Here is a 14,522-nt window from a genome sequence, read left to right as displayed (position 1 = left end):
CCGGGTTCACCGTCTCCAGGGCCACCCGCTCGTGTCCATCGGAACGCTCGTGGCCTTCACGACCCTGCAGACGAGCCTGTTCCGCCCGTCCGTCCAACTGCTCCAGACGGGCGTGGAGGTCCAGACCTCGATGGCGCTGTTCCGCCGCGTCTTCGAGTACCTGGACCTGCGGCCCGACCTCGTGGAACCCGCCGACCCCCGGCCGCTGCCGGCCGTCCGCGGCGACGTCCGCTTCGAGGACGCCGGCTTCTCCTACGAGCCGGGGACGCCGACGCTGTCCGGCATCGACCTCACCGTCCCGGCGGGCACCTCGCTCGCCGTCGTCGGCGCGACCGGCGCGGGCAAGACCACGCTGGGCCACCTCGTCCCGCGCCTGTACGACGTGACGTCCGGCCGGGTCACCCTCGACGGCGTGGACGTCCGCGACCTCTCCTTCGCCGACCTGTCCGCCGCCGTCGGCGTCGTCTCGCAGGAGACGTACCTGTTCCACGCGTCCGTCGCCGACAACCTGCGGTTCGCCAAGCCCGGCGCGTCGGACGAGGAACTGGAGGCCGCCGCGCGCGCCGCGCAGATCCACGACCACATCAGCGCCCTGCCCGCCGGGTACGACACGCTCGTCGGCGAGCGCGGCCACCGGTTCTCCGGCGGTGAGAAGCAGCGGCTGGCGATCGCCCGCACGATCCTGCGCGACCCGCCGGTCCTCGTGCTGGACGAGGCGACCAGCGCGCTCGACACGCGGACCGAGCGCGCCGTCCAGCGGGCCGTGGACGCGCTCGCCGCCGGCCGCACGACGATCACCATCGCGCACCGGCTGTCCACGGTGCGGGACGCGGACCAGATCGTCGTCCTCGACCGCGGGCGCGTCGCCGAGCGCGGCACCCATGCGGAACTGCTCGCGCTCGGCGGCCGGTACGCCGGTCTCGTCGCCCGCGACGAGTCCCTCACCACCGCGGCATGAGCCGCGCGAAGAGAAACGCGTAAAGGAAACAACGAGCCCGCCGCGGCCCGCGCTGTTTGAGAAAACGACGCAAAACTCCCGTCCTCGGCCGGTGGTACCGGTGATCTCAGAAAACTTGACGCGGCGAACGTCGACTTCACCGCCGCGCTACGGAATGGTCGCCCCATGCATTCACGAATTCGCACCTGCGTGGCGGCCGGGCCCACCGGATGGCTGCTGACCTTTCTCCGCGCGCGCGAGCGGGGCCTGCGCGCCCATCGCGGCCTCGCGGCGGGTCCGGCGGAATGGCTGATGGTCTTCCTGGAGGTCGGCCGCGCCGAACCGGCCGCGGAGCGCCGCCCGGCCCCGCCGGCGACCGGCGGCCGGGTCGAGGAGCACCCGTTCGGCCGCCTGAGCGCCCGTAGCGCGTAGAGCGGACCCGTCCATGATCATCGAGATGTTCCTGGCCGCCCTGATCGGCGGCGCGATCGGGGTCGCCGAGCTCGTCGCGCGCTACCGCGACAAGCCCGCCGCGGCGCTGCTGTCGCCGGGTGGGCTGCTGTTCGCCCTCGTCAACACCAGCGCGTCCGTCCTCGCGCTGATCGTGGTGACCGCGGCGGGCTGGACGTTCGGCCTCCCCGCGACGATGCCCCCGGTGAGCCTGCTGGTCGTGCGGGTGATGGCCGCCGGGTTCGGCTCGGCGGCGCTGCTGCGCATGTCGTTCGCTCCCGCCCTGGCCCGCGGGCCCGGGACCGGCCCGGTCGCGCTGCTCAACGGCGTACTGCGGATCGCGGACGCCGAGCTGGAGCGCAAGCGGGCGCTCAGCCGGCTGTCGCACAACGACCTGTCGGGGCTGTCCTTCGAGCGCGACCACGCGGCGCTGGCCGAGCTGTGCTGCCACCTCATGCGCGAGTTCGACCTCGGCGAGGCGCAGCGGCTCGGCGGGCTCGCCGCCGAGCTCGGCCACCGCGACGACCTGACCGACGCCGACAAGCTGGACTGCTGGGGGCTGGAGCTGACCCGCCTGGTCGGGGAGCGGGCCCTGCGGCAGGCCGCCGCGCGGCTGCGCGACCGGCCCCGGCCGGTGCCGGTGCCCGAGGAGGACGGGCTCGTTCCCGTCGCGGCCGAGAGCGAGCCCGCGGCCGAGCCTCCGGCGGCCCCCATCCGGCCGTCCGCGGCCAAGACGTCCCGGTTCACCGCCGGGGCCAGTGGGCCCGGTTCTCATGGATCCGGTTCCCATGGCTCCAGTGCTCATGGGACCAGTGCCAATGGGCGCGGTAGCAACGGCCGCCCCGAACGCAGGAGTTTCAGCGACGTCTGAATCCGGCTGGAATACCGGTGTGCCCTTTCTCCGGGCACACCGGTTATTTCATCTCCTCATGCTTTCGGCCGGGCGGCCGAGGGCGGGACGGTGTGCTCTTCATCGCGTTCTTCCAGAACGGTGGCGACGCGATGCAGCGCCTCCGCCATCGAAATGAGCGCCTGTACCTGGGCGGCCGCCATCAGATTGCGCGGCGAGGGATCCGCCGCCTGCGCCTCGGCGGCCGCGTCCCACGCCTGCTGGCTCCACCAATGCACGCGGCGATTTTAGGGGAACGGGCCGAGCGGATCCCGGCCGCCGCGCCGCCGCCCGCCACCCGAACGAGCACGACCAGGACAGCACGACCAGGACAGCACGACCAGGACAGCACGACCAGGACAGCACGACCAGGACAGCACGACCAGGACAGCAGGGAGGGCCGCTCATGAACACCTGGTCCGCCGGTGATCTCCCGAGCTGGGCGCGCAAGCCGTTGCGCGGGCTCACCACCGCCGAACTGGCCGAAGCGCTGGAGTACCTGGAGCGGACCCGCCCGGACGACGAGGTCCTGGGACGGGCGCTGGCGGGGGAGTTCGCCCGCCGGACCGCCGCCGAGCCGCCTCCCGGATGACCGGGGCGTTCCCGGTGAGGTGTGACCGAGGATCGGACCGGGGACAGCAGGCGGAGAGACCGGGCGGGACGGGAGTGATCAGGAGGAACGGGCATGGCCAGTGGGCGAAGGAGCAGCGGTCGGGGAAGCGCTGTTCGTGTGCGCCGGGTGTACGAGCCCGCGTCCGACGATGACGGGGCGCGGGTGCTGGTCGACCGGGTGTGGCCGCGCGGCCTGACCAAGGAGGACGCCCACCTGGACGAGTGGGAGAAGGACGTCGCCCCATCGACGGACCTCCGCAAGTGGTACGGCCACAGCGTCGACAGGTTCGCCGAGTTCAGGAGCCGCTACGACGCCGAGCTGTCGGAGCCGGAGCGCGCGGACGCCCTGGAACGGCTGCGGTCCCTCGCCGAGGACGGGCCGCTGACCCTGCTCACCGCGACGAAGGACGTGGAGCACAGCCAGGCCGCGGTCCTCGCCGCCCTCTTGGGCTGAGCCCGCCCGCCGCCGGTCCCCCTTGCGGTCACGGGAGCCGATGGCGACGATGGCCTGACCCGATCTTCGGCGTGGAACGATCCATGCGCCGATGCCCGGGGCGCCGACGACGCCGCTCCAGGAGTGATGACCATGAACACCCCCGTGCAGCCCGCCCTCGACCGGGACGCCGTGCTCCGCAACGTGGAGCGGCGCGTCCTCTGGCTCGCGACGGCGATCATCGACCACGCCAACCGGGTGCGGCCGAACCCGTCCGGGCTGAAGGTCGGCGGGCACCAGGCCTCCAGCGCCTCAATGGTGTCGATCATGACGGAGCTGTGGTTCGGGCACCTGCGCCCCGGGGACCGGGTGTCGGTGAAGCCGCACGCCTCGCCCGTCCTGCACGCGATCAACCACCTGCTCGGCGAGCTGGACGCGGAGTACCTGACGACGCTGCGCGCGTTCGGCGGCCTGCAGAGCTACCCGTCCCGCGCGAAGGACCCCGACCCGGTCGACTACTCGACGGGGTCGGTCGGGATCGGCGCGACCGCCCCGATCTGGGGCGCGCTGGCCCGCCGCTACGTCTCCTCCACCGCCTCCTCCACGGGCGCCTCCGCTGGCCGGGACGCCGGGACCGGGCGGCAGTACTCGCTGGTCGGCGACGCCGAGCTGGATGAGGGGGCGTGCTGGGAGGCGATCCTCGACCCGATGGTCGGCGACCTGGGTGAGGTGGTGTGGATCGTCGACCTGAACCGGCAGTCCCTGGACCGGGTCGTCCCGGAGATCGGCGCGGGGCGGCTGCGCGGCATGTTCGCGGCGGCGGGCTGGCAGGTCCTCGCCGTCAAGTACGGACGGATCCTGGAGGGGCTGTTCCAGCGTCCCGGGGGCGACGCGCTGCGCCGCCGCATCGACGAGATGACCAACCCCGAGTACCAGCGGCTGCTGCGCTGCGCGCCCGCGGAGCTGCGCGAGCGGCTCCCCGACGGCCCGGCGCTGCGGGACCTCGTCGCCACCCTGGACGACGCGACGCTGCACGCCGCGATCCGCAACCTCGGCGGGCACGACCTGGGCGCGCTCCGGGAGGCGTTCGCCGCGATCGACGACACCCGCCCCACGGTGATCTTCGCGTACACGGTGAAGGGGTACGGGCTGGCCACCGAGGGCCACCCGCAGAACCACTCCGCGCTGCTGACCGGCGAGCAGCTCGGCGAGCTGGCCGCCCGCGTCGGCGCGGACCCGGCCGACCCGTGGGCGCCGTTCCCCGCGGACGGTCCCGAGGCGGCGCTGTGCGCGCGGACCGCGGACCGGCTGCGCCGACCGCCCGTCGCGTCCGCCGCGCCACCCGCCGTCCCCGCGGATCTCGGCCGCACGCCCGCCGGGACGAAAACGACGCAGGCGGCGCTGGGACGCACGCTGCTCGACCTGACCCGCGCCGCACCCGAGGCCGCCCGCCGCGTCGTCACGCTGTGCCCGGACGTCAGCTCGTCCACCAACCTCGGCGGCTGGGTCAACAAGGTCGGCGTGTGGGCCGCCCGGGAGCGCCGCGACTGGTTCGAGGACGACCCGGAGACGATCCTGCACTGGCGGGAGCGTCCCACCGGCCAGCACCTGGAGCTGGGCATCGCCGAGACGAACCTCGTCGGGCTGCTCGGCGAGCTGGGCACGACGTGGTCGCGCTGGGGCGAGCCGCTCTTCCCCATCGGCGTGCTGTACGACCCGTTCGTCGAGCGGGCGCTGGAGCCGTGGTCGTTCGGCATCTACGCGGGCGGCCAGTCGATCCTCGTCGGGACGCCGTCCGGGGTGTCGCTGGCCCCGGAGGGCGGGGCGCACCAGTCCGTCACGACGCCGTCGGTGGGGCTGGAGCAGCCGGGCTGCGTCGCCTACGAGCCGGCGTTCGCGATCGACGTCGAGTGGACGCTGCTGGCGTCGATGGCGCGGCTCGGCCGCCCGGACGGCACGTCGGCGTACCTGCGGCTGTCCACCCGTCCCGTCGACCAGGCGCTCGCGGCGGTCCCCGCCGACCCGGCGGCTCGGGAGCGGCGCCGCCGCCAGGCCGTCGCCGGGGCGTACCCGCTGCGGCGCGCGGCCGGGACGCCCGCGGTCACGATCGCGGCGATGGGCGCGCTGGTGCCCGAGGCGCTCGCCGCGGCGGAGCGGCTGGAGTCGCTCGGCACGGCCGTGGACGTGGTGTGCGTGACGAGCCCCGGCCTGCTGTTCGACGCCGTCCAGGCGCGGACGGGGCGCGCGCGGGCCGAGACGTGGATCCTGGAGGCGGCGTTCCCGGAACGCCGCGCCGCGCCGCTGGTGACCCTTCTCGACGGCCACCCGCACACGCTCGCGTTCCTCGCGGGGGTGAACGGCGTCCGCTCCGTCCACCTGGGGGTGTCGGCCTTCGGCCAGTCGGGCGACCTCGATGACGTCTACCGCCATCACGGCCTGGACACCGACAGCGTCGTGTCCGCCGCCCTCGACCTCCTCTGAACCGGGCAGCCAGTTCTGGAGGGCTCGGGCTCTGGAGGGTGTCTCTCTCGGCCGGGTGGTCAGCTTTGGAGGACCTTCACCGGGAGCGGTGGCGGTGGTGGTGGCGCGGGGGCGAGCCGGTGCCGGTTGCCGAGGATGGCCAGCGCGGACGCGACGGCGAGCCCGGCGGCCAGCAGGAACGCCCCCTCCGGGCCCGCCTTCGCGGCGAGCCATCCGGCCAGCGGGAGCGTCGCCGCCTGGCCGCAGTTGTTCACCGTGGACAGCCAGGTGTAGGTCTCGGCCGCCCGCCCGGACGGTGCGATGTTCCCGGCGATCCGGCCGAACAGGGCGAGGGCGGGGGCGACGACGAGGCTGCCCAGCGCGACGGCGGTGCCCGCCGGCCAGGGGGCGGGCGCCAGCGCGCCCAGCACGCACGCCGCCGCGAACCAGCCGGCCAGCGCGCTCGCGTGCACCGGCGGGGTGCCAGGCCAGCGGCGCAGGCCGAACAGCAGGCCGCCGGCCAGGCTCGCGACGGCGGCGGCCGCCATCACGACGCCGAGCAGGTGCGGCCGGTTCCGCTCCCCGGCGACCGCGGCGACCGCGACCTCGACGACGGCGAGCGCCGGCAGGAACAGGAACGCGGCCAGCAGCAGCCGCCGGACGCCGCCGTCGGCGAGCGGGCCGAGCGTCCACAGGGCGCGGCCCGTCCCGCCCGCGCGGGCGGCGCAGGGCAGCCGGCCACCGGCGATCATCACCGCCGTCCCGGCGACGGCCGAGCCGCCGGCCGCCGCCATCGGCGCCCAGCACGCCACCGCGCCGAGCCCGCCGACGAGCAGCGGGCCGATGACGTAGACGGTCTCCAGGACGACCGCCTCGCAGGCGAACGCGGTCGTCAGCAGCTCGTCGGGGACGAAGCCCGGCAGCGCGACGCGCAGCGCGGGCCCGGCCGGGGGGAGCGAGGCGCCCGCGAGGGCGGCGCCGGCGAGCGAGAGCGCGGGGGAGTACGGCGCGGTGTACCAGCCCGCCGCGAGGACGGCGAGCGCCGCGCAGTGCGTCGCCGCGGTCGCCGCGAGCACCCGGCCCGCGGGGAAGGTGTCGAGCGCGCGGCCGAGCAGCGGCGTCGCGACCATGAGCGCCGCGGAGAAGACGCCGACCAGCAGCCCGGACCGCGCCGCTCCGCCGGTCTCCTGGCCGAGCAGGAGCAGCGAGAGCCCGATGACCCCGGCGGGCATGCGCGCCAGCAGGTATCCGGTAAGGAGCCCTGTCACGCCGGGAACGGCGAACAGCGCCCGGTAGGAGTTGCCCGTTCCCGACCGCCCCCGCGGCAACGCCATGACGACCTCCCCTGTGTCCAGACAAGCACAGCGGGCGACATTTGCCGGACACGAAGCTGATCTTGGCCGATACCGGCCAAAGCGCTCGGGTGATCGACAGTCCGGCGGGTAGAAAAGCTCAGTGAATGATCGAGTTGAGAGGGGGAGGGATCGTGAAGCGAAAGAGCATCCGCAAGCAGCAGACGGCGAGCCAGCGCCACGAGTTCTGACGGTCACCGGCGTGGCCGGACCCTTTCCGGGTTCGCGCCACGTTCCGTGTCCGGTGCCCACTCATCGTGATCACCTGAATTCTGGAGGACGGCACGTGCGGGTCACCCTCGCGGTCATGCCCTGGCATCTCATGACCGCCCCCAACGGCGCCGCGAGCGTCCTCGCCGCCGCCCTCGACCCGGACCACGACGTCACGACCTACTACGGCAGCATTTCCTTCGCCGAGGACATGCTCGCCGAAGCCGGGACGGCCGCGCCGGGAGACGTGAAAGCGCGGCTCCTGCCGGAGTCCTATATGTACGTGGCGGAAGAGGGATTCACCGGCGGAATCGGGGAATGGCTGTTCACCGGCGCCCTGTACGGCGGCTCGGGCGGGCTGCCGTCGGCCGCGGCGCGGGCGTGCGCGGCGATCGGCTTCGACCCCGGGGTCGCCGCGGAGATCTTCCGGCTGGCCCCCGCGTTCGCCGACCGCGCCGCCGCGGAGATCATCGCCGGCCGGCCCGACGTCGTCGGCTTCACCACGACGTTCTCCCAGACCGTCCCGTCGCTGGCGGTGGCACGTCGGCTGCGGGCGCTGGCCCCCGGCATCACGATCGTGTTCGGCGGCTCCAACTGCGACGACACCATGGGCGCCGCGCTGCACCGCAATTTCCCGGAGATCGACTATGTCGTCCGCCGCGAGGGCGAGGCGCCGCTGCGCGCCCTCCTGGAGGCCCTGGCCGCCGATCCCGCAGACCGCCCCGGACTGCTCGCCGCGATCCCCGGGCTGTGCTGGCGCGACGCGTCCGGGACGGCCCGCGCCGTGCCGGAGGGCGGCGTCCTCCCGTCAGGCGCCGACTTCCCGCCGATGGACCAGGACGCCTATTTCGACCGCGTCGAGAACTCCCCGGTGGCGGACTACATCCAGCCCGCGCTGATGATGGAGACGGCGCGCGGCTGCTGGTGGGGAGAGCGTCACCATTGCACCTTCTGTGGGCTCTCGGACCTCATTCTGCCGTTCCGCTCGAAATCCCCGGACCGGGTCGTCGCCGAGCTCATGGAGGGGGTCGGGCGGCACCATGTTCTCGATGTCCTCACGACCGACAACATCGTCGACAAGACCTATTTCGATACGGTCTTCCCGGAATTGGAGAAAAGCGACCTCGATCTGCGCATCATGTACGAGATCAAGGCCAACCTCACGCCCGAGAAAGCCCGTTCCCTGCGCACCGCCGGGGTGATACAGGTTCAGCCGGGAATCGAGAACCTGCATTCTCTTCCACTGAAGCTGATGCGCAAGGGAATCACCGGCGCGAGCAACGTGGCGAGCCTCCGGGACCTCCAGGAGCAGGGCCTCACCGTCCTGTGGAACTATCTCGTGGGATTCCCCGGTGAGACGGTCGCGTGCTATGAGGAGGTCATCGCGCAGATCCCGCTGCTGCACCACCTGCAGCCGCCGCTCGGTGCCCACCGCATCGCGTTGGAGCGGTTCAATCCCTACTTCGACGACCCGGAGATGGGTTTTCGGGAACGGCGTCCGCGTGCCTGGTACCGCGGCGTGTTCCCGCACTTCGGCGACGCCGACCTGACCGATGTCGCCTACCTCTTCGAGACTCCCGACCGCGGCGTCGGCGGCACGACCCTGCGGAACCTCAAGGCCGCCTTCGACCACTGGCGCGACGCCTATCCGGGCTCGTCCCTCACCCACCGCGCCGTCGACGGCCGCCTTCACCTGTACGACCGGCGGACGGCGTGTGCCCACGCCGACCACGTCCTGGACGAGCCCGTGGAGGTCGCCGCCTACGCCGCCCTCTCCCGTGGCCGCTCCCCGGAGAGCCTCGCCCGCACGCTCGCGTCCGCGGGGTGGCCCGTCGACGCCGCCTGGTCGTCCGCCTTCGTCGACGACCTCGCCGACCTGGGTCTCGTCTACCGCGAGTCCGGCCGCGCCGTCACGCTGTCGACCGAACACGACCCCACGCTGGTCAAGGGCACGGCCATCCCCACCCCGGCGATGGTGGGGGCGGCCACATGACCGCCTCCCCGGCGCCGGGCGGAGCGCCCCGGTGATCCGCGACCTTTCCCCCGTCGACCTGACGAGCGCCGCCGGGGTGGCCGCGGCCTCGGGCAGGACCGACGTCCGGGTGCTGGAACTGCCGCTCGGTGACCTGGCCGCGGGCACGGCGGTTCCGCCCGGCCCCCTGACATGGCTGCGCGCGGCGGCGCCGGGGCCGGGCGAGGCGTTCCCGGGCGACGAGGCCCTCGCCGCCCTGCCGGCCGCCGGCGTCATCGGCATGACGCTGGAGTTCGATGCCCGTCCCGAGGCGCCCGCGCTGATCGCGTTCCTCGTCCGCATGACCTCCCTCGGGCTCCCGCTCGAATGGGGCGGCCCGGTCGCCGACCTGCCGTGCGAGCTGCTGGTCCACCTGGCCCCGCCGTCCCACGGCGACGCCGCCGCGGACGCGTGGCGCGCCGCCCACCGCTACGGCCTGTGCTACTGGCGCCGCGGCAACGGATTCGCGGCCGTCCAGGACCTCCGCGCCGAGCCGGGCGCGCGCTACGTGATCCATGAGCCGGACGTCCTCGATCTCTTCCACCGGCTGGCCGACCCCCTCGACGTCACCGCGCTCCCGGCCGGGGACCGCGCCTCCCTGGCCGACCTGCTGGACGCCGAACTGGCCGTGGAGATCGGCGGCTCCGCCGTCCGGCTCCCCTACCGGCTGCGGCGCTGGCCCGTCCCAGTGATCGACTTCTGATCCCCGTGCTCCTCGTCGTCGCGCTCGTCGCCGGCCACGTTCTGCGCGGTGCCCCGTGAGACGAGCCCGTGGGGACGAGCCCGCAGGCACCGGACGCGGGGCCCGCTCGCCGGTGGCTCTCACAGGCGAACCGGTCGCGCGGACCCGGTACCGGGGAAGTATGTGATCACCACTCCCTGGTGGGAGGCATGGTCGATTCGGATGCCCGTAACCTGTGATCTGGCGATCCCGACCAGGTGATCGCCCACTTCGTCCAGTGCGTCACAAGGAGGGCGGTCATGCGCCGTCGGGTTCGTCTCGTGGGAATCGTCGTCGCCGTCTCGGCCGGCGCGGCCGTGCTCGGGGCCTGCGATTTCAAGGAGCGGACGACGGTCACCGACGACGCCGTCCTGGCGCAGAAGATCTCCTCCGTCCGGCTGGACAGCACGTCCGGCGGAGTCATTCTGCGCGGTCACCGGACCCCCGGGAAGGTGAGCCTGCACCGGTCGATCGCCTACGCGAACGACAAGCCCACGGGCCCGACGTACGAGGTCGCGGGCGGGGTCCTGACCCTGCGGGGCTGCGGCGACGACTGCTCGGTGACCTACACGATCGACCTTCCCGCGGGCCTTCCGGTGAGCGGCCGGACGTCCACCGGCGAGATCGGCCTCATCGACATGGGAACGATCCAGGTCGCCACCACCTCGGGCCGCATCAGGCTGGACCAGATCACGGGCACGGTCGACGTCCGCACGACCAACGGCCAGATCACCGGACGGGGCCTGCGCGGCGGCCGGATCCGCGCGCAGACGTCCAACGGCGGGATCGACCTGACCTCGACCACGCCGCAGGACATCTGGGCCAAGACGTCCAACGGGTCCGTCACCCTGACCGTCCCCACCGGCCGCTACCAGGTGGCGGCGCGAAACAGCAACGGGGACAAGAATCTCGGCGTCCCCAACGACCCGAACGGCGACCACCGTCTCGACGCGACCACCAGCAACGGCGCGATCACCTTCAAAATCGCCGCGTCCTGAGGGCCGCGCCCGTCAGCTGTTCCTGGACGGCCTGCCCCGGCGGGGCCCGCGCCTCGGGGCCGAGGTTCGCGCCTGCCCGCCGCGCGGTCCACGGCCGTCCGCGGCCTCGGGGCGGGGACGCGCGGGCGGCGTGGCACCCGGCGCGGCCTCACGGGCCGGGGGCCGCGCGCCGGTGATCCGGACCAGCTCCTCGTCGCCGGGCCGGACGCCCGCCGTGCGCGGGGTGACCCCGGCCGCGGCCATCAGCCCGTCCATCTCGCGGCGCTGCGCGGGCAGGACGAGGGTGACCACGGTCCCGGCCCGCCCGGCGCGGGCGGTACGGCCCGCGCGGTGCAGGTAGTCCTTGTGGTCGGCGGGCGGGTCGACGTTGACGACCAGGTCGAGGTCGTCGACGTGGATGCCGCGGGCGGCGACGTTGGTCGCGACCAGGACGGTGACGTCGCCCGTCTTGAAGCCGTCCAGGGTCCGGTTGCGCTGGGACTGGGTCTTGCCGCCGTGCAGCGCGGCGGCGGAGATGCCGCGGCGGGAGAGCTTGCGGACGAGCCGGTCCGCGGCGTGCTTCATCCCCACGAACATGATCACGCGGCCGTCGCGGGCGGCGATGTGCGCGGTCGTCTCGTGCTTGTCGGCGTCGTCGACGTACAGGAGGTGGTGTTCCAGGGTGGTGACCGCGCCGGCCGGCGGGTCCACCGAGTGGGTCACCGGGTCGGCGAGGAAGCGCCGGACCAGCCCCTCGATGTCCCGGTCGAGCGTCGCGGAGAACAGCATCCGCTGGCCGCCGGCCGGGGTCTGCGCGAGCAGCCGGGTGACCTGCGGCAGGAACCCCATGTCGGTCATCTGGTCGGCCTCGTCCAGGACGGTGACCTCCACCCGGTCGAGCGCGCAGTCGCCGCGCTCGATCAGATCGGCGAGCCGGCCGGGCGTCGCGACGAGCACGTCCGTGCCGTGCCGCAGCGCGGCGGCCTGGCGGGGCAGCGACGTGCCGCCGACCACGGTGGCGAGCCGCAGGTCCACGGCGTCCGCGTAGGGGACGAGCGCGTCGGTGACCTGCTGGGCCAGCTCCCGGGTGGGGACGAGGACCAGCGCGTGCGGGCGATGCGGCTCGGCCCGGCGGCCGGCGACGCGGGCGAGCAGCGCCAGGCCGAAGGCGAGGGTCTTGCCGGAGCCGGTCCGGCCGCGGCCGAGGACGTCCCGCCCGGCGAGCGCGTTCGGCAGCGCCGCGGCCTGGATCGGGAACGGCACCGTCACGCCCTCGCGGTCCAGCGCCGCCAGGACGCCCGAAGGCAGCGGCAGGTCCGCGAACGACGCGGCCGGGGGCAGCGCGGGCTTGCCCTGCGTGGGTGTGGACCGCGTGGGTGTGGACTGCGTGGGAGCCGCGGCGCTGGAAGCCGCGGCTGCGGACGCGCCGCCGCGGCGGCCCCGCCGCGACCCCGATCCCGGCGGGTTGGCGGAACGCTGCCCGTTCGCGCCGCGCCGCGCCTCACCGGAGCCCTGTGTTCCAGTAGAGCTCTGTGTCGCAGTGGAGCGCTGTGTTCCAGTGGAGCCCTGAGTCCCGTTGCGGCGCTGTGTGTCGGTAGGGCGCCGTGTGTCGGCGGAGGACTGTGCTTCGGCGGGGCGCTGTGTTCCGCTGCGGCGTTGCGCGTCGGCGGGGCGCTGGGGTCCTGCGGGGCGCTGTGCTTCGACGGGGCCCTGTGCCTCGACGGGGTGCTGTGTGTCGGCGGGGTGCTGCGCCGGGGCGCCGGAGCGTGCGCGTGGAGGGCGGCCGCGGCCGCCCGATCGAGCCGTGCGGGTCATGAAGGGCCTTCCTCGGGGACGGCCCGTGCCGAGGGGCGCTCCGCGGTGCGGGACCGGGCGTCCTCTGGAAGCGCGGCGGAGATCTCCCGGGACGAACCGGTGACGGCGGCGGTGTTCATGCCGCGTGCCGGAGACGAACAGGCGGCGGGCCGGCCAGGGCCGGACCCGCCGCTTGCGGAACGTCAGGCGGGGGTGATGTTCTCCGCCTGCAGGCCCTTCTGGCCCTGGGTGACGTCGAACGACACCTTCTGGCCCTCCTGGAGCTCACGGAAGCCCCGGGCGGCGATGTTGGAGTAGTGGGCGAAGACGTCGGGACCGCCGCCGTCCTGCTCGATGAAGCCGAAGCCCTTCTCCGCGTTGAACCACTTGACGGTGCCGGTGGCCATGATGATCTCCTTGTGGCTCGGTCCCGGCCCGCCTGGTGCGGGCCGAGGACGCCGCGATGGCCCACCCGGAAGATCCAGAACAAACAAAAATGCGCCTGGGTCGGGACCTCCAGGCGCACATGAATGTCTATGGGAACCGCAACATCCCGCACGCTACCACACATGCCGACTGATCGGCCGCAGGCCGGTGTACCGGGAATGACGCACGGCAAAATTCCAGATCAGACGGACCATCAGGCCCCCGCGGGGGCCCGTGTGGGCGCATACTGGCGATTGATGAGACCCTCGCGAGCCGCCCGGCGGCCACACCTGCCCACCAGTCCCTTCGAACCACCGCCTCCGGCGCCGCCCGCCAAGGAGTTCGGCGTCGGCGACCAGGTCACCCACGACAAGTACGGCCTCGGCCGTGTCACCGAGGTCGAGGGCAACGCCGTCCTCGTCGACTTCGGTACCCGTACGGTGCGGATCCCCGCGCCGTACGCCAAGCTCTTCGTGCTCTGAGGCCGCGTCCGCCCGCGGGCGGACGAGGCGAAGCCGCGCACGCGCGGCGGTTTTGGCGTGTGCGCCATCGACCGGGACGCAATGGAGCGTTCCAAGTCCCACTGAACGGCGGGGACCACCCCGTGCGTGGAGCGGTGGGGCGGCCCCGTCCGGTTCACCGGGAGGGACGGCGCGGTCAGGCCGCGGGCCGGGCGCCGGGACGGGCCAGCCGCGCCGCGGTCACGTTCGGGCTGACGGTGAAGGCGCGGTCCAGCCCGGTGACGCGCAGTAGCTTGGCCATCTGCGGGCGAGGGGCGGCCAGGACGACCGCGCCGTGCGCGCGGCGGCGCGCCTCGACGAGGAGCGTCAGCCCCGAGGCGTCGCAGAAGGTCACCCCGGACAGGTCGATGACGACCGGCGGCACCGCGTCGACCAACGCGGCGTTCAGACGTTCCCGCAGGTGAGGCGTGGTGGCGACGTCGAGTTCACCGCGGACGGCGATGAGGGTGTGGCCCGTGCACCGCTCGTGGCTCAGCCCTGTGGCGGGCGAGGGAGTGCCGGTGGTGGACATGTGGATCTCCGATCCGGAATCTGCGTTGTGCCGCTCCGGCGAGGGTGAGGACGGTCACGGGTGCCGTCGCGAGCACCGCGCCGGGGAAAGCGGCGCCGTGCGCACCGGACCTGTCCGAGTCTCCGAAGAAGACGGGAGTAGTGGGAGCGGGGGAGACACGGGCTGGCCGCCCACGTCGAAGGCCCCTCGTTCGCCGAGAGTCTACGCCTTCTCCCTCT

At 73.6% G+C, this 14,522-nt stretch carries 15 protein-coding genes; 10 read left to right on the top strand and 5 right to left on the bottom strand.

All coding sequences use genetic code 11. From position 1 onward, the window contains the following. The first annotated feature begins 49 nt into the window (after window positions 1–49). The 3 genes from E1291_RS44570 (at window position 50) to E1291_RS10815 (ending at window position 2,258) form a co-directional block, all read left to right on the top strand. Entirely contained in the window at window positions 50–958 is a 909-nt protein-coding gene (locus E1291_RS44570; RefSeq protein WP_278045247.1) for an ABC transporter ATP-binding protein, read from the top strand. Between the two features lie 165 nt (window positions 959–1,123). Further along, window positions 1,124–1,369 carry a hypothetical protein gene (locus E1291_RS10820; RefSeq protein ID WP_131737621.1) on the top strand — a complete coding sequence of 82 codons (246 nt, stop codon included), beginning with the start codon at window positions 1,124–1,126 and terminating at the stop codon, window positions 1,367–1,369. Window positions 1,370–1,382: 13 nt separating this feature from the next. Then, window positions 1,383–2,258: a hypothetical protein gene (locus tag E1291_RS10815; RefSeq protein ID WP_131737620.1), complete on the top strand. Its 876-nt coding sequence runs from the start codon at window positions 1,383–1,385 to the stop codon at window positions 2,256–2,258. A 56-nt stretch (window positions 2,259–2,314) separates the two neighbouring features. On the opposite strand, the gene E1291_RS10810 is transcribed toward E1291_RS10815, so the two are convergent. Beyond that, window positions 2,315–2,515 carry a hypothetical protein gene (locus tag E1291_RS10810; RefSeq protein ID WP_131737619.1) on the bottom strand — a complete coding sequence of 67 codons (201 nt, stop codon included), beginning with the start codon at window positions 2,513–2,515 and terminating at the stop codon, window positions 2,315–2,317. A 167-nt stretch (window positions 2,516–2,682) separates the two neighbouring features. On the opposite strand from E1291_RS10810, the gene E1291_RS10805 reads away from it, so the two are divergent. From E1291_RS10805 to E1291_RS10795, 3 genes are all read left to right on the top strand, one after another. Beyond that, window positions 2,683–2,868: a hypothetical protein gene (locus E1291_RS10805; RefSeq protein WP_131737618.1), complete on the top strand. Its 186-nt coding sequence runs from the start codon at window positions 2,683–2,685 to the stop codon at window positions 2,866–2,868. A gap of 93 nt (window positions 2,869–2,961) precedes the next feature. Then, on the top strand, window positions 2,962–3,342 hold the full coding sequence (locus tag E1291_RS10800; protein WP_131737617.1) for a DUF488 domain-containing protein: 381 nt from the start codon (window positions 2,962–2,964) through the stop codon (window positions 3,340–3,342). Window positions 3,343–3,474: 132 nt separating this feature from the next. Continuing rightward, window positions 3,475–5,802 (top strand): thiamine pyrophosphate-binding protein, encoded by a 2,328-nt coding sequence (locus E1291_RS10795; RefSeq protein ID WP_131737616.1) that lies wholly within the window; start codon window positions 3,475–3,477, stop codon window positions 5,800–5,802. Between the two features lie 59 nt (window positions 5,803–5,861). Here E1291_RS10795 and E1291_RS10790 read toward each other — a convergent pair whose 3' ends face one another. Continuing rightward, complete coding sequence (locus E1291_RS10790) at window positions 5,862–7,115, bottom strand: MFS transporter (RefSeq protein ID WP_131737615.1); 1,254 nt, start codon at window positions 7,113–7,115, stop codon at window positions 5,862–5,864. A gap of 304 nt (window positions 7,116–7,419) precedes the next feature. On the opposite strand from E1291_RS10790, the gene E1291_RS10785 reads away from it, so the two are divergent. The 3 genes from E1291_RS10785 to E1291_RS10775 all read left to right on the top strand — a co-directional run bounded on the left by E1291_RS10785 (window position 7,420) and on the right by E1291_RS10775 (window position 11,073). Beyond that, window positions 7,420–9,336 (top strand): RiPP maturation radical SAM C-methyltransferase, encoded by a 1,917-nt coding sequence (locus tag E1291_RS10785; RefSeq protein WP_131737614.1) that lies wholly within the window; start codon window positions 7,420–7,422, stop codon window positions 9,334–9,336. Window positions 9,337–9,367: 31 nt separating this feature from the next. After that, window positions 9,368–10,057 (top strand): DUF5825 family protein, encoded by a 690-nt coding sequence (locus E1291_RS10780; RefSeq protein ID WP_131737613.1) that lies wholly within the window; start codon window positions 9,368–9,370, stop codon window positions 10,055–10,057. A 278-nt stretch (window positions 10,058–10,335) separates the two neighbouring features. Next, entirely contained in the window at window positions 10,336–11,073 is a 738-nt protein-coding gene (locus E1291_RS10775) for a DUF4097 family beta strand repeat-containing protein (protein WP_131737612.1), read from the top strand. A gap of 12 nt (window positions 11,074–11,085) precedes the next feature. On the opposite strand, the gene E1291_RS10770 is transcribed toward E1291_RS10775, so the two are convergent. Together E1291_RS10770 and E1291_RS10765 are read right to left on the bottom strand one after the other, a co-directional pair. Continuing rightward, entirely contained in the window at window positions 11,086–12,321 is a 1,236-nt protein-coding gene (locus tag E1291_RS10770) for a DEAD/DEAH box helicase (RefSeq protein ID WP_370770973.1), read from the bottom strand. A gap of 728 nt (window positions 12,322–13,049) precedes the next feature. Further along, a complete protein-coding gene (locus E1291_RS10765) occupies window positions 13,050–13,253 on the bottom strand; it encodes a cold-shock protein (RefSeq protein ID WP_131737610.1) in 204 nt (67 codons plus the stop codon). A gap of 276 nt (window positions 13,254–13,529) precedes the next feature. Here E1291_RS10765 and E1291_RS10760 point away from each other — a divergent pair, with 276 nt between their 5' ends. After that, window positions 13,530–13,754, top strand: a complete 225-nt coding sequence (locus tag E1291_RS10760) for a hypothetical protein (RefSeq protein ID WP_131737609.1) — start codon at window positions 13,530–13,532, stop codon at window positions 13,752–13,754. Window positions 13,755–13,929: 175 nt separating this feature from the next. Here the strand turns inward: E1291_RS10760 and E1291_RS10755 are convergent, their stop codons facing one another. Further along, window positions 13,930–14,304 (bottom strand): STAS domain-containing protein, encoded by a 375-nt coding sequence (locus E1291_RS10755; protein ID WP_131737608.1) that lies wholly within the window; start codon window positions 14,302–14,304, stop codon window positions 13,930–13,932. Between the last annotated feature and the right edge of the window lie 218 nt (window positions 14,305–14,522).

Origin of the sequence: Actinomadura roseirufa, from assembly GCF_900659635.1 — a bacterium.
GTDB classification, from domain to species: domain Bacteria; phylum Actinomycetota; class Actinomycetes; order Streptosporangiales; family Streptosporangiaceae; genus Spirillospora; species Spirillospora roseirufa.
This window is presented reverse-complemented; position numbering and strand designations above follow the sequence as displayed.